Below are 19,674 nucleotides of genomic sequence, written 5' to 3'. Positions count from 1 at the left end.
AATCTGTTTTCCATAACAGGTTGAATATCAAAAGATTAAGGTGATTTAAACATGGGATTCAAATGCGGTATCGTCGGTTTGCCAAACGTAGGCAAATCCACCCTGTTCAACGCGCTCACAAAAGCGGGTATTGAAGCGGCAAACTTCCCGTTCTGTACTATCGAGCCGAACACCGGTGTTGTCCCGATGCCCGATCCGCGTCTGGATCAGCTGGCCGAAATCGTCAAACCGCAGCGTATCCTGCCAACAACGATGGAATTCGTCGACATCGCCGGTCTGGTAAAAGGCGCGTCCAAAGGTGAAGGTCTGGGTAACCAATTCCTGACCAACATCCGTGAAACCGAAGCTATCGGCCACGTGGTGCGTTGCTTTGAAAACGACAACATCATCCACGTTAATAACAAAGTGGATCCGGCTGATGACATTGAAGTTATCAATACCGAGCTGGCGTTGTCCGACCTCGACACCTGTGAGCGCGCTATCCATCGCGTGCAGAAGAAGGCCAAAGGCGGCGACAAAGACGCTAAAGCAGAACTGGCTGCGCTGGAAAAATGCCTGCCACAGCTGGAAAACGCTGGCATGCTGCGCGCGCTGAAAACGCTGACTGACGAAGACAAAGCGGCCATCAAATACCTGAGCTTCCTGACGCTGAAGCCAACAATGTACATCGCCAACGTCAACGAAGACGGTTTTGAAAATAACCCGTACCTCGATAAAGTGCGCGAAATCGCGGCTGCCGAAGGTTCTGTTGTGGTTGCCGTTTGCGCAGCCGTTGAAGCTGACATCGCAGAACTCGATGATGCTGACCGTGAAGAATTCATGGCTGAAATGGGTCTGGAAGAGCCGGGCCTGAACCGCGTTATCCGTGCTGGCTACGAATTGCTGAACCTGCAGACCTACTTCACTGCTGGCGTGAAAGAAGTCCGTGCATGGACCATTCCTGTCGGTGCCACGGCTCCGCAGGCAGCCGGTAAAATCCATACCGACTTCGAGAAAGGCTTTATCCGCGCACAAACCATCGCGTTTGAAGATTTCATCACCTATAAAGGTGAGCAAGGTGCGAAAGAAGCTGGGAAAATGCGTGCCGAAGGTAAGGACTATATCGTCAAAGATGGCGATATCATGAACTTCCTGTTCAACGTCTAAATAAAATTTGTTATCTCATGAGGTTGCAACGAATCTCATGAAAATGACAAAACCTATAAAATCCACGCAATTGCGTGGATTTTTCATTTCATAATGTCTCAACTTATTGAACAGGCCCCGTCGTGAGGAAAGAATTTGTCTACGAGCGTGGGGTCAGTCCAACCAGCAGGATTGCCAGGCAAACCACTGGTTGCCTGGCAAAAAGGTCAGGAGACGATTATCAGAAGTTCCATTTCGCGCCGATCATTGCCGCACTGTCATTATAGCCTTTATCACCCACCTGCACGCCGACATTGCCCCACAGGTTGAAACGTGGACTGACCTGCCCTTCGACACCCACTTTCACCTCACCCAGGTTTTTCGTTCCGGCCTGGCTGACGTTAACGCCGTCCATCCGGGTGCTGAAATCACGGGTATTGTGCAGCCAATTAACTTCGGCAAACGGCTGGAACTCACGCGCTTTACCGTTATCGAGCTGGCTGTGGCCTTTGATCCAGGTTTTCACACCAAGACGCGTTTGCACATTACCGTCACCGCTGCTGGTGATGCGGGTGCCGTTGCTTTCACGGTGATCGTCGGCTTTCACGCCCATCCACACGGCCTGTGCCTGCGGCTGGATATACCATTCGTTGGTCGAACCTTCACGCGTCTGGTATTCCCCCATTTTCCAGGTGTAGCCGGTTTCCACCGAGGCGTTCACCCCTTTCGATTTATAGGATTCGCCCTGCAGACCTTCACCCTTCACGCTGTTGTTAAACCAGTTGTACTGTGCCCAGGTATCGACATACAGCCCGCTGTGCGTCTCGTCGTTGGCATACCAGGTTGAGTAAACCCCGGCGGAATAGCCGTTCACAGACCCTTTCGAACCATACTGCGTACGTGACGTGTGGGTATTGCTGTGGTCGTTGCCGTAACCGGCCATCAGCCCAAGATGCCAGCGGTCAAGACCACTCTGGCTCCACTGCGCCACATCACCGCCCAGTTGAACGGCGTAACGGTTGCTCTGCGTTTTGAGCTGCCCGCTGCCATCACGCCAGTTGTTGTGGCCGCCCACGTGACGCATCCACATGCTGGTGACTTTTTGCTCGCCGGTTAAGGCGTCGATATACTGCGTTTCGCCCAGACGATCGTGCAGACGGGTCACAAATAGAGTGTTAGCCGCTGCCAGGTTCGCAGTGTAGCTGCCGCCTTCCGGACGCAGGTCCGGCGTTTCCTTATCTCCCGGGTCCGTGCCCGGGTCCGTTTTGCTGCTGTTCAGATACCAGTTGCTGCTGTTCTCGCCGGTACCGCGGTTCAGGGTGTAGTCATATGCCCCGGCAACAATACGGCCGTTCTGAGTGAAATCGCCGTCGGACGCCCCCTCAACAGTGATCACTTCGATACCGTTGGTGGTTGCCGCCCCTTTGCCACCGGCATTCGTCACCGTGATATACGTGTTGCCGGAGGTGTCACCTTCCACAACCAGCTTATCGGTGACAGATTTATCGTCGCCAAGCGCGGTGTTAAGTGACAGCAGCCCATCGTTGCCCGCATAGTTACCCTTAATCACCAGTTGGTTACCGGCTTGTTGACCGGACACACCGGTGGCCATCGTACCGTTGTTGGTGACGTTTCCGCCCACCGTAAATGTGTGCGTACCTATACTCTCAGCGGTGCCAACCTGAAGCAGACCAGCGTTGTTGATATCACCTGCCACGCCGCCAAACCCGGATAACGTTCCCTGTTCTGCGATATTGACCTGCTTGCTGCTCAGCACCACTGAAGCAATCTCGCTGCCCAGCTGCAGGCCCCCCTGCTCAATGTGTGTGGCACCGGTCCACTCGGCATTCTCGCCCACGGTGATGGTGCCACTGCCGAGCTTGGTAACGCTGCCCGCACCGGAAACAATGTTGTTCAGGTCCCAGTTACTGGCGCTGTTGAGCACCAGTGAACCAGTATTTTTTACCGCCGCATCGCCCAGATGCTCTGCCACAGATGCGGTCAGTTGCGAGGCAGCATCAATATCAAATGTTCCGGCAAACTCGCTGTTGTTACCGACTAGCACCACATCGCTGTCGGCGAGTTCAACACTGCCGTTATCGCTGATGGCGTTGTACAGTACGCCTGCGGCATTGCTTAACGCCAGCGTACCGGCCGCCACGATGTCGCCGGTGCCGAGGCCCAGCGTGGAGTTCAGCAGCGCCGTTGCCCCTTCGGCAATAGTGGTTTTCGCTGCCAGAGTGCTGTTTTCAGCCGTGACAGTCAGCATTCCGCCATTCAGGTTGAGCGCGCCGCTACCTGTTAAAGTGCCGTTAGCCTCGCCACCGTCCGCAATCGTCATGCTGCCACCATTAATGTTCAGCAGAGAATCGACAGTAGTAGTCAGTTTACCGACCGTCTGACTGTAGCCGTTCATATCAAAACCGGTGTCAGATGCCAGACTCAGTTCGCTGGTCTGCCCCAGCACGTCGTTGTTCTTCATCAGCAGGTTGCCGCTGCGCACATCGGTGACACCAGTGTAGTCGTTATCCATATTGGAGAGAGACACGGTCTGGCCTCTGGCACTGTCGAAGGCCAGGTCTCCTGAACCGGTGACGCGGGCGCTGAGGTCAGCGGCATTACCTGTTTTACCGTTAGCATCCAGCACCAGTGCGTTACTGCCGGACGCCAGCAGTTCGACCTGCATCAGCCCGTAGTTGATATACAGCCCGTCGTCGTTTTCGCCACCGGTCAGGCGGTAATCGTAAGTGCCTTTGGCCACCACGTCGCCATTCTGCTCAATGTCAGCCACCACGCCATCGCTGATAACGTTGCCGTCTTTGTCGGTTAACGTCAGGTTGCCCGCACCACCCTGCACAGCGGTGTCAGAGGTGACCAGTTTGATCAATTCCTGCGCGTCGTCCTGTTCAAGCAGGGAGAGCGTCGTATCCGTCAGCGGACGATCGTTGCTGACGCTGCCGGTATCCACCTGAACGGTCCCGCGACCACTCAGATCCATTTCACCCGCATGGATCGTACCATCCGCTTGCGTTTTGCCCGGTGTAACACCGTCGAAGCTCACCGTGCCGCCGTTAAACGCCAGCCCACCGATATTCTGTTCGCCCTTGCCAACATGCGTGATGCTACCTTCACCCGCGATCAGCCTCGCCTGAGTCAGCGCCTGAGTGTTCAGTCCGGTCAATTCATAGGTGCTGTTTTGCAGCGCAAGCGTGCCCTGGAAACCGTCTGCGGCATTGTTAGCGGTAAAATCAAACGCCTTGCCGGACGCATCCACAGACACGCTCCCGGTTCCCGATAGGTGACTGTTGAACTCTAGATCGCCGGTCGCGTTCAGTTGCAGCGTGCTATTCGCATCGATGCTGTAACCCGTATTTGATGCATCATCTTTCGAATCACCCAGGGCGAAGTCGACGTCATTGACGGTAAACACCGAGTTGCTGGTCAGATCGATATGCTCCATGCCGGTAATAGCGTCGGCACTGTTCAGGCTGTACTGCGCGTTCTGCAACCGGAGCGTGTCTTCGCCTTCTCCGCCATTCAGGCTGGTGAAGAGCGACGTTTCCGTCGTCTTGATGTCTTTCAGCACGAAGAGATCGCTGCCGTCACCGGTGGTGATATCCGTTGCCGTACTGCCGGACTCCAGCGTGATGGTGTTGTCACCACTCAGTAAATTCACCATCCCAGTGATGCTGGCTTCCGCGGCATTGGTAAAGGCAATACCCTTACCTTTGACGATTTCCAACGCTTTTTGCGAAGCATCCAGCGCGCGGATCACCCCTTTATTAAGGAAACTTTCCAGTGAGCCGTTATCTGCATCGACCACCGCATGCGAGGTGGAAACCGACGTCAGCTCGCCCGACTGTTCAATATTTTTCGTGGTCCCGCCGACGACCAGCGCTTCTGCACCATCGCGGTCCAGCACGTTCACGCTGGCACCGGTTTTCAGGTCTGCGGACGAATTGGTGACGATCCCTTTGCCGCTCGCCTGCTGGACGTTGATGACCAGGTCGCGCGAATCGGACATATCCAGAGTCTGATTGGTTTGCGAACCATCAATGTTTTCAAACAGGATACCTGTGCCGCTGCCAGTGACGTTGATGGTGCCAGAGTTGATCCGATCCATGGAAGCCCCGGTATGCACACCAACGCCGTTTCCGACGGTAATGTGGGTCTCTTTGAGTTGAATACCGGCAAGGTTGGCCTGGTTTTCAATGGCGTTACCGCTGCCGCCCGCGGCCATCGTGATGGTTGCGCCATCAACGACCAGCCCTTTCGCCCCGCTTGCCAACAGAATGGCGTGCGCCGTGCCGTCAGCGGTAGTTTGCCCTTCACCGGTCAGGTTAAGCGTTGCGTCGCTCCCGACCAGATACGCCGCGGTGCCATCGGTGGCAGAAACTGTCGCGATATTGTTCACCACGGAATCTGCGCCCTGAATATTGACCGCCACGCCATTCACCTGAATATCGCCGTCATTGTTCAGCGTACCGCCGGAAATCAGCACCCCGGTACTGTCAGGCTGATCAAAGTCAATGGTGCCTTTGTGATTTAGCGTACCGCCATTGCGGGCGATATAGCCGAAAGCACCGTCAGCGGTGTTGGCCGTTTCAAGGGTGGCATAGCTGGTTAATACCGACTCACCTTTTTTGGCGTCTACGACTTCGCCATCCAGGGCATAGTAGTTTCCGTCAACAACGCCCGCCGTTGTGCCCTTACCGGCGACTTTAACAATATCAGCATCCGCCGTGATTGTCCCCGTCGCGCCGCCTTCAATGCGAACACCAGTTGAGCCTTCGCCTATAATGCTTAACGCCAGCTTGCCGGAGTTAAAACTGCTGCCTGCGTCCGTCGTAAGGATAATGGTGGAGTTATCACCCGTTGCATTCATTTGTGACATATTGGTGTTGGAGCCATCAAACGCAGCGCCGCCATCGACACGATAAAGCGTCGAATCTGTCGTCGAAACCGTTTGATTACTCGTGGAATTATCGATAATTGACGATCCAGAACCGTAGATGTAATACCCTGTCTGGTGACTCCCGTCATTGAAAGTGACCGTTCCGTTATCCACCAGGGTGATAGTGCCTTTATCACGCGCCTGCACACCGATGGCATAATCGCCATTGAGATTGACTTCGCCTGATACTACCGCGAGGGCATCCTCACCGCTTGCCCGGATACCGTAGTTAGCGTAATGCGTACCCTCATCAATACCGGAGTTGACGTTAATGACACCAGCGTGCGTGATTTTCCCACCGGCTTCCACATCAATACCGATACTGTTTTGCCCGTTCTGATTGATAATGCCTTTGTTCACGACCCGGTTTTCACTGGTACCTGATTTTACGTTGAGCCCCACGTTGGCAATCGAGGATTCGCCAGGCAGTTCGCCATTGATCTCTATCGTGCCATTTTGATTCAACGTCGCGGTATTTTTAACAACGATGGCTGTTGCGTTCGTTGTCTGAGAACCTATTACGATTTTTGAGGCCGCATCTCCGTTATACGTCGCACTGCCTGATAACAGAACACCGATGGAGTCTCCCGAAATACGAAGGTCGTTAGTTGCATCCGAACCCTCACGTTGAGCCTCCCGGCCAATGTACAACATGCCGTTATGGTTGAATGTTGATTGCTGGCCGGCCTCAACACCTGTTGTGACCGGTGTGCCAGTGGTACTCGTCTGCGCTGTTGATGCGACATTGATCGTGCCATCATTTGTCAGCACCGCAGACGAAGAGAGTAGGACACCTTTATTACTGTATTGAGAAGAGCTCGTCGCCAGGTTAATCACGCCAGTGGCATTGTTATTAACAGTGGATGTGCCGTTTGCCAGGATAGCCGTGTGCTGGCCTGCTGCGACTAATGCTGCGCTCGAACCCAATTTTTCAGCCATGTCAGGGTTAGTCCCTGCATCAACAACCCCGTTGTTCTCAAATACAGAACCACTGTGAACGGCGACGACATAGGCCCCACGAAGCGTATTGTTATTCGACCCTAGTGTGCCCTCATTGATTAAGGTTGCACCATTTTCCAGGTTAACCAGCGATGCATCAGACCAAAAAAGTTGCAGATTAGCGTCTTTATCAATGTTAATAACGGCATCTTTGCCGGTTCCGTGGATGTAGGAGACGGTATCACGATTAACCGTTCCTCTAACTGCATCATCAGACGCAATCCCATCCTCATTCGCATAAATAGGGATAGACCCGGTAGTTCGCGCCAAATTCAGTTCAGCGTTGTACTCTGCACTAGTCATTGAGAGCTCACCTTTTTCAATCGCTGCGATTAACGCAGCGTTGTAAGCTTTAAACTCCTCCACATTTGTCACATTTTGTGGCCCAAGTTTGCTGGTGAACTCACCTGTAAATTCGTCAATCACTGGGTACGCAATAGCCGTGCCACCACTGTGATTGTTGTAATCATTACCTAACTGGGCTATTGTTTTAGAATGGTAATTAAGCTCTGCTTTGTCACCAGACTCACTGGAAACATTAAAAACTGATGCTTTATTTATGCTACTCGTATTTGAACTTTTGAAAACAGCGCTAAATAAGTTTTCCCTATCATTAATCCAGTTGGCATCCTGACTTCCAACATTGACATCAAGAGTGGCTCCACTATTAACGTTGTATAGATTACGATCTATATACTGGCCGTTAGCACCCACGGCATTTGAAATCGTAACATTAAAGTCGGCGAGAGAGTTAATGACCATCGCATCATTATCGTAGACCGCTATTGATGTCGTATTCCCGGTAACTGGATCTATAAAGTCAACTACTTTGCTTTGCGAGCCGATGTTAAATATGTTGTTATTCTTAACATACTCACTATTAGTACCTAGAAGACCTTTATCATAAGCCTCACCCAGAGTCATATTGGTGTAACCACTATTACCATACGAAACATTCGAAAAGCTACCTGACAATGTATTATCCCGTCCACTCACTGTTATCTCTATGGCATCTTGTGGGGTCATGGAGTCTACTACATAATCTGTTGCCTGTGATTTCGCTGGAAAAAGTGCAAGCATTAATAAAGCGACAGGTGCCATTCGAAAAACATATGCATTCTGGAATTCTGCGCTGTATTGTTCTTCCGTAATAAGCGAAGAACTGCTTGATTGTACGTTTCCACGTGCCAGTTCGGAAACAACAACGGCACACGAGCGGGGTACGCTCCAGATAACCTTAAATACTTTGTTCATCATCTCACTCGCTTTTAACAGCCCATTTTCTTTCGCGATTACTTCACAGGTGAATTTGGGCCAAAATTATCAGTGCCTGATTTTTAGCTCAGGCGTTTCGTGAGTGATTTTACTTGCCGCCCCTCTTCTAGGGTATATATAATGAATAATGCGTTGTTTATAGACACATCATCTATAAAAATAAATATTTAAAGATTATCGTGCTGAATTTTAAATGGTGTTACACGACATTTTATTGGTTAGCGGAAGTATACATTCTGGTGAGTACATATTATCGATATATATTTTCAGCATGTCGTTAACTAATAGCTTCATGATTAAAAAGCTCCAGGGGGGATTACCACCCTGGAAAAACTTTTTTGAGAGTAATCCTATTTATTAAACCTGTAAACAAAGAAGTGCAGGTTGGCGGTGTTTTTAAGATTATACCTCTTTGCTATAGCGAGTGTACTTCTCAAAAAGTTTTTATAACTTACGCCTGATTTTTTTGCAGCCAAGAAAATACTCTCTGAAAGTTTTAGTGATTGAATTGTTTTAACTTCACATTGGCTCATTCCTTTGAAGTCCTTGAAGAATTCAATTTTTTCAATTACATTACTCACCGATTTTAGTTTAGCTATCGTTATAAGGTGTCGCCATTTGTTTAAATCATCATACACAGATAAATCAATTTGAGATGAGATAACCTTAGAGATCCATAACCCGCGAGAGATCAAAATCGTTCGAATTTCATCCTCTTTGGAAAAGTGATATAGGGTGTCATTCAGTTCTCCAAGCGAGTTAAATGAATCGACATCAATGAAACATATTCTATTTTCACAACAAATTTGTTTCATTAAAGCGAAAATAGACTGACGAAGAAAAGTATCATGCGTGATGACCATGAATGTTTGCCTATCCATCATGAGTAAATCCTGATAATGCCCTTCATGATGTTCTCAAAATTAATTGACAGAACCTTCACGAAGAGCCTCGTTACTGGGAGGGTTTGAGACGAAAATAATAATACAACAACACCTTACCCAGGAATCTATAGAAGTAATGTCATGTCATATAGGTAGATATTCTGATAAAGCAATAGAAGAAATAGTTTTATAAAATATCTAACTGCAAAATGCGTATGCGTGATAGAGCACAATGTCAAAACGTGAAATATCAGCTAAAATAGAGAGGAACAATCATATGCAGATGAATACACATATGCTTTACCAAATTTACAACGAAGTAACATTCAGAACTGATGATGGTGTCCTTGCCAGTCTTTCATCACCCGAAAATTCGGTTGTACTTTCCATAACGGCGAATCGTATTTTTTCGTTCCTGCTTGAGCAACGAGGCAAGGTCGTTTCCCGTGAGGATCTTTTAGTTAATGTTTGGGATAAGAATGGGTTTCAGGCCTCGAATAACTCTCTGAGCCAGTACATTTCATTTATACGAAGAGGACTCCACGATCTCGGCTGTAATCAGGAAGTCATTCAGACTATACCCCGGGTGGGCTTCTTGGTTCCTGATGACTCTATATCTATCAGAGAGACTGATAACTACCGTGAAATCAATTCATTAAATGTTCAGTCAACGGTGCAAATTAAAAAAACGCAAGTATCGGCAAAAATCTGGATTTTTGTAATGATTTTGTTGCTGAGTTCACTGGTTATAGCCTTTTACCCATCACAAAATGGTGCTTCTGATATGATTTCAGCTATAAAGACTTGGAAACTCGGTAAGATTGATCAGTGCCCTGTGTATACTTTTTATAACAACTCCCCAGAAATGATGTCCGTCAAACTCGAAAAAGCCAGATTGTTAACAAACACTTACCTTCCGTGCATTCAGGGTGCGACCTACTTCTTCCAGCCTGACGATCTATACACCTACGGTGAAAAAGGACGCGTATTTTTGTCCCGCTGCACCTGGAATAACAAAGAACAAACTAAATTTGCAGGTTGCAAGGATATCTATATCCATGAAAATTAATAAGAAAAAAATACTGATAAGCGTCTCAGCAATTGCGTTTGTTTCAGCAATTGCTGTTCGCGCGACAGGAATCGCTGACTGGGCACCCAATAATGGGATAAGCATCAACTGTGTATCGACGATCTCGATGCCAGAATTACCTCATGGGGTGAAATTCAATGGCAGTGTATACGTTCAGATTTATAAAGACGGATCCGGTGAGGTTGATTTTTCTGGTGTCGTTACGGAAACAGGAGAGCATGGCGTTGGGAAAAGTAGCGTCCAGCGTACCATTGCGTTTGAATACGTGATGCTAGATTCTGGCACCGTAAGGCTTTCTGAAGCACGACTGAGAAAGAAATCAGCTGACACAATGCCTGATGATTTTTTTACTAAAGCCATCTACGATAGCTCTGAACCAGAGAAACGAATGCATGTATCAAAACTTCAAAATGCATATCTGATAGGCAACATTTTTTCACCATCACTTTTATGTGTCAGTAAATCCTAATACCTTCAACGCCGCCACGCATATGCCCCAATTTAGCCTCAGCTACCTCGTTTGGACATTGCAAACGAGATAGCCCTGTCCGTACAGGGCGGCACAGATCATGGGACGTCCAATGAGGTATATCAAGCATTTGACCACTTTCATGTAAACGCAATGAGTTTTCAGTTAGATACTTCTGTTGGATTGGCTTCTTAGTAGCCTATGAAGGGAATAGTTTGTAGGGTCTGAATTTATTTGAGAACGGGAACATGACACTCAGCTATGCCATGCTAAATAAGTACGCGGGAGAGAAGACAGTAAGATTATATGCAAATAATAAACTGTAACCTATTGATTTAAATGGCACGATAATAGGAGTCGAACCTACGACCTTCGCATTACGAAAGCGAGCCAACTCCATAATGAGTACATATTGACGCTGATCCCTTCGTGAAGCACACTGCCCTACAGTTTCTCCAGAATTAAACACGCTTCACGATTAAGCGTAATGAACTCCTGCCAGCTATATTGCTGTTGGTAGTTAAGCTGATACTGCTTTTCTACCTGGCAAATAAGCGGACGTGTTTCATAAATCGCGCACAGCTTTGTCTCCATCTGATAGTGACGACAAATGCCGTCACCGCGATCAAGAAACTGCGTTTCACTGGCGCGATCGACGTGGCGACAACAAGCGCCACACTGGTTACAGGGAAACTGGGGCGTGAGCGTCATAGCTTACTTAACCAGCTACGTACAGAGCGGGTATTCCCTGCTTCAAACGGTAGCGCAATATTTCGGCGCTCAACCTCTGCACGCAGCAACAAACCACGCTCAATTTCACTGTTCACCGCGTTAAGATGCAGCGAGAAACGCGATAACGCTGACGTATCAATAGCAAACTCTAACGCCGAAAGCTCCAGTAGATAACGATCGAGTTCAGCATTCACCTGTTGATAATACTCTAGTGCTTTCTGATACTTATCTTTAAACGTATCCAGAAACGCCCAGACCTTTTTCATCAATGCGCTGTGTTCCAGGAAGTAGTTCATTACCAGCGTCAGAATACCTGTCGCCAGCGCACCGCAGAAAGCGGCCAGTTCCGGACCAAAAGGAAAGACGAGCATCTTGGCTAAAGCTTCGTTAACCACCACACCAGCAGCCACGGCCACACCCGCAGCCACCAGCTTGCTTACCGCTTTAGCGAGCTGCCCCGGCGCTAAGCCTTCAGGGTTAAAGACCATAACTTTAAAGGCCTGTACCAAATTGTTCCACATCTCACGAATCAGGCGCACCATCATCTTCTTAGTCGTAAAGAAGATATTGAAGAGCGTCGTCGTAATGCTGGAGAGCACGCCACCGATGGCTCCGTCTTTAAAGGACGTCAGGAAAGTGCTGAATTTACCCTGCACTCGCTGCCAGACTGCGCGTAATGCCTCCGCCGCATCTTGCAGGAAGTCTCCGGCATCGAATGAATGACGATGCTTCTCAAACATCACGGGAATACGCGCGCGGAACTCAAACCAGGTCTCTGCCAGAATCAGTCCCAACATCTGCCGCGTTCCCATGCGAAACGCATTGTTCATTGTGGCGGTGGCGACATTCTTCGCAAACTTACTGCTGGTATAATATTCCTGATTGATCGTACTGTTGTATTTTGCCCGCGCCTTTTTGTCGGCCTCTTTCATCCGTTCAAAATCGGCGGCGGCTTTATTTTCCAGCTTATTCAGCTGTTTTTGCTCTTGCTCGGAAAGCATTGGCTGGCTGCGTAAACGGGCAATTTCCTGCGTGGTCACAGCATGCTGTTCTTGTAGCGTTTGCACGAAGGCATCCATCGTTTTCGCCTTCTTCGCCTTATTCAGCGACTCATTCGTGAAGGTCAGATTTGATGAATCATTAGCCAGATCGGCACCATCGCATTCGGCAAGGATACGCCCTGGATCGTTGTGAATTTCATGGGCGGCAATAATATGGTCGAGGTTCTTTTTATCATTAGCCGCAAATTTCTCACCGGTGTAGGTATCGGTCAACGTACCGGCCTCGTGCGCCTTTTTTCCCGCCCGGTTGGTGGCAATGTAGTTTTCGTGGCTATGGTAATGATGAGAATCATACCCTTCACGTTGCTCGTACCGTTGACGCTCGGCGTCGGTGGCATACACTCCCTCGCGAGCGTTATGAATGGTATTCACATCGCCGCCGTGTTTATCCTCCAGCAAGAGAAAATCCAACCCAAAAGAGGTGGTCAGACTCTTAACCACCGTCTGATGTAACTCTTCACCCCAGTCAAACCTGGCTGTGTTCATTGTGCTCGCCCATAGCAATGCCGGGCAGATTCGCCCGGCGCGTCGATTAAATACGAGAAGAAAATGCGTCAAACTCAGAAGCAGAAACCGCCAGTTTTTCGTCCAGAATCTCTTTGTTCAGCAGGTTCATACCGTTGCTGTCGGTTTGCAGTTGGATCACGCCATCTTCGATAACAGCTTCACCGTTTTCCTGCGTCACCGGCTTGAACAGCGGCGTGGTGATCACGTCGGTCATGATGGCGGCTAATTCATAACCATGGTCGATAATAGCCATGATCTCTTCCGACTCACTAATCTCAGTGGTTATATTCTTCTCATGACGCTCAACAATGATGGCATGCATCGCTTTCAGCGGTTCAAAGTAGTGTTGAACAAAGACGCCATGCATACGGGTTATTGATTCATAAATGCTATTTACATACTGCTGCACCTTCGTCAGCTGCGCTTCAGCCGCATTCATTTTTTCCACCGCAGCTGTCACTTCACGGGAGCTTTGATAAGCATTGTTAAGCGCCTTTTCGGCATGGCTATCGTAAGCCCAGCCTGCGATAGCAATCAACGGAGCCACTACCGCGCCACCAAGTACCATCGCACCGCCCGCCATTCCCCAGCCGCCTGCGGCCAGAGAACCGCCGCCAATAGCCGCCATTGTGGCGTTATACGCCGCCGCACCAGACAGGGCGGCAATCGGCGTACCGGTAGACGCTGCGGCAAATGCCATCACACCGCTGTACACGGCAAAACCAGCGGCAGCACCGGACACCCCGGCACCGACGACCGTCGTCAGGTATTCCGTAGCGGAAATCGCCAGACTCTGAATTTTATTGATGTTGTGCTGCGGTACCTTCAGACGAAGATCTTTATGCCCATCCTTAGCCATACGCGCCAACAGATCGTCGGCAATCGTTTTAAATTCATTGAAATCTTTACCGATCTTCAGTTCTTTTTCACCCAGCTCGGCCAGTTTTTTCGACGTTGTTTCATTCGCCAGATCAAAGCTCTCTTTATGCTTATCAAAGCGACGCTGCGCGCGATCTAAAACATCGTCGGCTTCTGATTTTTTCTGGTAGCCATCATAAGCTTTTTTGCCACCAAACGCCGTTGCCGCTGCCGCGACGCCCAGAATAATGAAAGGTAATGCCATAAATAAAAATCTCCTGTGCAATAAGTCGTTGTTACCCGCTACACATCACATTCCAGAACAGGAACAGAGTCGCGATCGCCAGTGATGTAGTTATGCAGTATGTTGATGACCGTTTTTTTCAACCATTCAGGTTCCAGAATTTCTATATTCGGTAACCAGAATAGAATTAGTGGAATAATTTGATTCTGATGTGCTGCCTTGCAAAGCAAAGTCACGCCATCATTCTCTTCACGCACTAATTCTTGCTGAGGCAGTAAATCTCGTCTTGCGAAGTAGCCTGCAATGCTGTGTTTAATACGCACCCGCACCTCAAACGTCTCTTCACTTACCCAAGGATCGCGATGCTCATCAATTAATGACAGTGTGGGTGTATCGACCGTAAAATGCTCTTTCCGGATATCCAACCACCGAATTTTACTTAACGAAAAAGACTTTAGCTTTCCGTCCTCGGTCGCCTGCAGATACCAAATATTTTTCTGGTTAACTAATTTATAAGGGTGAACGGTGCGCGTTTTGTCTTTATATAAAATATGACAGACACTGTTTTTCTGAATCGCTTTTTCTAATAAGTTAAAATACTTTCGCAAATCATTTCTGACTGAATGTTCAGGGCGACCAAACTGAACTCTAACATGCTGTTCTACCGCTCGTTTTTCTAAGCTAAGCCAAAAATCCTCATCTCTATCAGGAAAAACCGCGTCGGCGTCCAGCAGCTTTGCCAGTGGGTCATGAAGGGCATAGGCGCTATTATTCTGCGCGCGAATCGGTATCAATCGATACTCTCCTCCACCACACCCCTCAATAAAGGAGGAAAGCATATTAAGATCACGATAGACCGTTCGTTCAGTGATATTAAATTTCTTCATCAACTGATAGCGATTCACTACGCCACAAGTTTGCAGCTCTATTAGGATATCGACTAAACGTTCTGCTGAGCAACTCCTTGCTGAATCAGCCATAAGCACCTACTTTTCTGTTTTCCTGACATGAATTATATATAAAATGCTGACATATCCTGTCAGTGTATCGGCACGCTGATCATTTTTTTTAGAGAAATCGACAATTTATTTGACCATTAGTCGCATTGGACAATTTTTAGGGACAAAAAGCGCTCCTCATCAGGAGTAAATGCCAGAGACATGGCGGCCAAAAGACCACCTACATACATCCTCATCAAACTGGCTAACGGCTATCTCTTCCACTAAGCCAAATTCAACGCTGAGTTTGCAAAGGTGGATTGTCAGGAGAGTTTCTTAATGATGGCCAGTATCGTGGTATGAACGCCGGTATTTGGTTTCTTCACGCTGAGTAAAAAAACATCATCTGCAGAAGGATGTGGACGCGCTGGCAGCTGTTAGTGCTGCTGACTGAGTCGTTGAAACACGAGCTAATTCGTTGTACAACCGGGCTTACCCATTGATTTCATAGTGACAAGGGGCTAATTTGTATCTCATTAAACATGATTATGACCCTCATTAAAGCCAGACTATGAACATCAGCGAAAAAACATATCATCAATTGAAGGCCAAAATCATCGCCAATGAGTTGGTGGGGGCTATCTCAGAAAATGAGCTATGTCAGGAACTTAATGTCAGCCGTACGCCGCTGCGCGAAGCTTTGTTTCGCCTGATGACTGAAGGCTGGATTGAGCCTTCCAAAAATAAAACGAAAACCATTAAACCCATTACGCTCAGTGAAATACGTGATATTTTCCAGATCCGAAAAGACATTGAAATTATGGTATTGAATTTGTCATGGGAGAACCAGGACCCGCAACGCTACCAGACAATTAAAGATAAAATTGAAGTCGGTTTTCATGATTCGAATGTGTCTTTATTACTCGAAGCTGATAACGAGCTACATGAACAAATGCTATCCGATTGCCACAACGCTATTGTGACTAAAACGCTGACCTTCATGTATGACCGGTTACGCATGCTGCGTTCAGACAAAATGAAAAATGATTCAATTATTGATTCATCCAAAGAACATTTGAAAATTTGCGCCGGTATTATTGCCCGCGATATAGAACAAACCCGTGAGGCCATTGCCCATCACGTCAACAACTCCTACAACCGCCTGTTCTCCAGCTTTAAATAGGCTATGCATATAACATGACCGGTATTTCTACCGGTCATGTGGAAAGTTAAAAATTAGTAGAGTTGTCGGTACAACGCCTTAATCTCTTCAATACAAGTATCTCGAGGGTTTCCACCTGTACAGACGTCCGCCATTGCCGCGGCTGCCAGAGCATCGATATCTTCATATTTCATGCCGATATCGCGCAGTCGGGCGGGAATATTTACGTCTCGGTTAAGCTGTGCCACGGCTTCAACGGCCGCCTGACGCGCCTCTTCGATCGGCATCACCATGGCCTGAGTATTGCCCAAAGCCTGTGCAATTTGGCGATATTTGTCTCCTGTAAACTCGGCGTTGTATGCCATGATATGCGGCAATAGCACTGCATTGGCGACGCCGTGTGGCGTACCATAGAATGCACCCAGAGGATGGGCCATCCCATGCACCAGGCCCAATCCGACATTAGAAAAGCCCATCCCGGCAATATACTGCCCCACCGCCATGCCTTCAGCGTCCTGGGCGATTCCCTGTATCGAACCGCGTAGCGAACGCCCTATCATCTCAATCGCCTTTAAATGAAGCGTATCGGTTAATTCCCATGCCCCTTTCGTAATATATCCTTCGATTGCATGAGTCAGTGCGTCAACACCGGTTGCCGCTTTTAAACTGGGCGGCATGCTGGCCATCATGTCAGCATCAATAATGGCAACGACCGGAATAGCATGAGGATCGTAGCAAACGAACTTACGTCGGTTCTCTACATCGGTAATCACATAGTTAATAGTCACCTCAGCTGCCGTACCCGCGGTCGTTGGAATGGCAATCATCGGTACAGCGGCATTTTTAGTGTCAGCCCCACCTTCGAGGCTGCGGACATCGGCAAACTCAGGGTTGTTAATGATTATCCCTACCGCTTTGCACGTATCCTGCGGTGAACCGCCACCAATAGCGACCAGGTAATCTGCCCCCGCCTGACGAAATGCCTCAACACCTTGCTGCACGACGTCAATCGTAGGGTTAGGTATGACCTTATCAAAAATTTGGTAAGGCAACCCTGCGCTATCAAGAATATCAAGTACCTTGGTCGCTACATTAAACTGGATAAGATCGTGGTCAGTAACTACCAGCGCTTTTTTAAAACCTCGCTTTTTAACTTCATCAACGATAGCGTTAATTGAACCCACGCCAAAATATGAGGTTTCATTTAATATCATTCTATAAGACATATTCTATACCTTATAACAGAGAGATATAACAGCAATACAGCATTGCCGTGGCATAATGTGTGCTGTTATTGATTTTTGATTATTGGATACTGAACATTATGTCAATCTGTTGCGATTCCTGACGAGTTAGTTCCCCCGCAAAGCTTCTTGATTTCTCTCCAGAATACTGAAACTTATGAGCCACCGCGGTTTTAATTGTAGTAACAAAATCATTACCAATATTATAAATAGCAGAAAGTCGGCTTATCTCACGCTGTATGCCAGTAAGCTGGGTAAGATCATTTTCATCCCAGGCTTTAATTGCCTGCACAAAAAGTTCGGGGCAAATATTATTTAATCCTGAAATAACTCCCGCGCCACCCGCGAGAAGATTTGGGATAAGATATTCATCATAACCGGACAGAACAACAAAATCGTCTCTAACGGACGCGACTTTCTGAATAATTGCGCGAGTATGAGAGAGACAATCAACAGTATCTTTAACACCCACAAAATTGGGAAATTCTGCCGCTAATTGCGCTACCAGTACCGCGTCCAGGTCGCATCCAGTTCGGGCAGGAAAGTTGTATGCGAACCATTTTCCATTCAGGCGCTGCCCCAGACCGCGGTAGTATGCCAATAGTTGGGCCGGCGTTTGTTGAAAATAGTAGTGAGGTAGAATCATCACTGCTTGATACCCGCAATGCCAGGCCTCTTCTGACAGACGTATCATATCCGCCATACAAGTAGCTGAGATATTTGCCACCAGCGGCAGCGATGACATTTTCCGTGCCTCACGGATAAGCATCAGTCGTTCATCCAGCGTTAATGCGGTGAACTCCCCAATACTTCCCATTAGCAATACGACATGAGTCCCAGCCTCTTCCAAACGTCGCAAATGCTGCTGCAGTGCCGATAAATCAATATTTCCTTGTTGATCAAAAGGCGTAATTGATGGGCACCATGCACCGTGAAATTGAGCATGATTTTCAGACATAATATATTCCTGAGAAAATAAAAATTGTTTTATTCAATGACATGGTAAACAACAGTATCAGCTTGTATTTTCTGCCAGTCCCACTGAATACCCAAACCAGGTTCTTCTGGTGGGAAAGCATATCCCTCGCTAATATTCACCTTATTCAGAGTAACACTATCGAGCTGTGGAATATATTCCAACCAACGGCTATTAGTAATGGCGCAACATAATGATATATGCAATTCCATCAAGAAATGCGGACAGACAATTTTATTAAAGCATTCCGCCATATGTGCAACTTTAAGCCATGGTGTAATACCACCAATACGAGCCACATCAACCTGAATAATATCTGCGGCATTATTCTGTAAATACTCTTTGAAGTGCTGGATAGAATAAATGGACTCACCCACCGCGACAGGAATGGTGGTTGACTCACACAATTTTTGATGAGAATCAACATCATGCGCCAGAAACGGCTCTTCAATCCATGAAAGATTAATATGCTCCAACAACGCTGCGCGCTGTTTGGCTTCCGAGAATTTAAACGCCTGGTTGCAATCAGTCATGATCACGTACTCATCACCCACCGCTTCACGTACAGCAGTCAAACGCTCGATATCACGCACCGGACTTTCAGAACCAATTTTGATTTTAGAACCGCAGAATCCCTGCGCCTTAACAGCCAGCGCATCATCAACTAATTCCTGAGTGCTTAAATGCAGCCAGCCCCCTTCGGTGGTGTATAACTTCATGCGCGACTTCGCACCACCTGCGACTTTATACAGCGGCAAATTCATGCGCTTACACTTCAAATCCCATAATGCGGTATCAATGGCTGCCAGTGCCAGAGACGTAATGGCGCCAACCGAGGTCGCGTGAGTTGAGAACAGCAATGATTCCCAGATGCCCTCAATCATCGTCGCATCCTGACCAATCAATTTCGGTAACAGGTGATCTCGTAACAGCGCAACCACAGATGAGCCGCCGGTGCCAATTGTGTAGGTATAGCCCTCACCAATTTCTCCACTCGATGTTGTTAAACGAATAATCGGCGTCTCTTGTGAGACAAAAGACTGAATCGCATCGACACGTTTTACTTTAGGTTTCAAATCAACCATAAAGATTTCGGCTTTAACTATTTTCATTACATCCTCAATATCTGTTAATTTTTTCGCAAAGTTACAAATGA

13 protein-coding genes and 1 pseudogene are annotated in these 19,674 nt (G+C 47.9%); 4 read left to right on the top strand and 10 right to left on the bottom strand.

All coding sequences use genetic code 11. The annotated features are described in order from the left end of the window. Nucleotides 1-51 precede the first annotated feature (51 nt). Nucleotides 52-1,146 carry a redox-regulated ATPase YchF gene (gene ychF, locus OGY67_RS04010; protein ID WP_003020818.1) on the top strand — a complete coding sequence of 365 codons (1,095 nt, stop codon included), beginning with the start codon at nucleotides 52-54 and terminating at the stop codon, nucleotides 1,144-1,146. A 220-nt stretch (nucleotides 1,147-1,366) separates the two neighbouring features. On the opposite strand, the gene OGY67_RS04005 is transcribed toward ychF, so the two are convergent. Together OGY67_RS04005 and OGY67_RS04000 are read right to left on the bottom strand one after the other, a co-directional pair. Then, the gene (locus tag OGY67_RS04005) at nucleotides 1,367-8,332 is read right to left on the bottom strand and encodes an autotransporter outer membrane beta-barrel domain-containing protein (protein ID WP_286573801.1); all 6,966 of its coding nucleotides are present in this window, start codon (nucleotides 8,330-8,332) and stop codon (nucleotides 1,367-1,369) included. A 371-nt stretch (nucleotides 8,333-8,703) separates the two neighbouring features. Then, a complete protein-coding gene (locus tag OGY67_RS04000) occupies nucleotides 8,704-9,237 on the bottom strand; it encodes a hypothetical protein (protein ID WP_048216235.1) in 534 nt (177 codons plus the stop codon). A gap of 232 nt (nucleotides 9,238-9,469) precedes the next feature. Between OGY67_RS04000 and OGY67_RS03995 the strand changes: the two genes are divergently transcribed. Together OGY67_RS03995 and OGY67_RS03990 are read left to right on the top strand one after the other, a co-directional pair. Next, nucleotides 9,470-10,306, top strand: coding sequence for a winged helix-turn-helix domain-containing protein (locus OGY67_RS03995; protein ID WP_286573526.1), 837 nt, complete (start codon nucleotides 9,470-9,472; stop codon nucleotides 10,304-10,306). Further along, nucleotides 10,296-10,796 (top strand): FidL-like protein, encoded by a 501-nt coding sequence (locus tag OGY67_RS03990; RefSeq protein WP_128612291.1) that lies wholly within the window; start codon nucleotides 10,296-10,298, stop codon nucleotides 10,794-10,796. Before OGY67_RS03995 ends, OGY67_RS03990 begins: the two co-directional genes overlap by 11 nt. Here the strand turns inward: OGY67_RS03990 and OGY67_RS03985 are convergent. The 5 genes and pseudogenes from OGY67_RS03985 to OGY67_RS03965 form a co-directional block, all read right to left on the bottom strand. Beyond that, nucleotides 10,795-10,995, bottom strand: a pseudogene (locus OGY67_RS03985) (tyrosine-type recombinase/integrase); the annotation flags it as partial. The gene OGY67_RS03990 and the pseudogene OGY67_RS03985 sit on opposite strands and share 2 nt — an antisense overlap. 245 nt (nucleotides 10,996-11,240) lie before the next feature. Then, entirely contained in the window at nucleotides 11,241-11,507 is a 267-nt protein-coding gene (locus OGY67_RS03980; protein WP_286573524.1) for a YkgJ family cysteine cluster protein, read from the bottom strand. Beyond that, entirely contained in the window at nucleotides 11,504-13,075 is a 1,572-nt protein-coding gene (locus OGY67_RS03975) for an ATP--cob(I)alamin adenosyltransferase (protein WP_048235249.1), read from the bottom strand. Before OGY67_RS03975 ends, OGY67_RS03980 begins: the two co-directional genes overlap by 4 nt. Before the next feature lie 46 nt (nucleotides 13,076-13,121). Next, entirely contained in the window at nucleotides 13,122-14,219 is a 1,098-nt protein-coding gene (locus OGY67_RS03970; RefSeq protein ID WP_048235248.1) for a hypothetical protein, read from the bottom strand. 38 nt (nucleotides 14,220-14,257) lie between these two features. Continuing rightward, complete coding sequence (locus OGY67_RS03965) at nucleotides 14,258-15,178, bottom strand: helix-turn-helix transcriptional regulator (protein WP_103285325.1); 921 nt, start codon at nucleotides 15,176-15,178, stop codon at nucleotides 14,258-14,260. A gap of 529 nt (nucleotides 15,179-15,707) precedes the next feature. Between OGY67_RS03965 and OGY67_RS03960 the strand changes: the two genes are divergently transcribed. Continuing rightward, nucleotides 15,708-16,319, top strand: coding sequence for a GntR family transcriptional regulator (locus OGY67_RS03960; RefSeq protein WP_048216229.1), 612 nt, complete (start codon nucleotides 15,708-15,710; stop codon nucleotides 16,317-16,319). A 53-nt stretch (nucleotides 16,320-16,372) separates the two neighbouring features. Here the strand turns inward: OGY67_RS03960 and fucO are convergent, their stop codons facing one another. The 3 genes from fucO to OGY67_RS03945 all read right to left on the bottom strand — a co-directional run bounded on the left by fucO (nucleotide 16,373) and on the right by OGY67_RS03945 (nucleotide 19,630). Beyond that, nucleotides 16,373-17,524: a lactaldehyde reductase gene (fucO, locus tag OGY67_RS03955; RefSeq protein ID WP_048224064.1), complete on the bottom strand. Its 1,152-nt coding sequence runs from the start codon at nucleotides 17,522-17,524 to the stop codon at nucleotides 16,373-16,375. Between the two features lie 79 nt (nucleotides 17,525-17,603). Beyond that, nucleotides 17,604-18,500: a dihydrodipicolinate synthase family protein gene (locus OGY67_RS03950; RefSeq protein ID WP_195994711.1), complete on the bottom strand. Its 897-nt coding sequence runs from the start codon at nucleotides 18,498-18,500 to the stop codon at nucleotides 17,604-17,606. 29 nt (nucleotides 18,501-18,529) lie between these two features. After that, nucleotides 18,530-19,630, bottom strand: coding sequence for a mandelate racemase/muconate lactonizing enzyme family protein (locus tag OGY67_RS03945; protein ID WP_267440248.1), 1,101 nt, complete (start codon nucleotides 19,628-19,630; stop codon nucleotides 18,530-18,532). Nucleotides 19,631-19,674: the final 44 nt, after the last annotated feature.

This window comes from Citrobacter sp. Cpo015 (genome assembly GCF_030333035.1).
In the GTDB taxonomy this organism is placed as follows: domain Bacteria; phylum Pseudomonadota; class Gammaproteobacteria; order Enterobacterales; family Enterobacteriaceae; genus Citrobacter; species Citrobacter portucalensis.
This window is presented reverse-complemented; position numbering and strand designations above follow the sequence as displayed.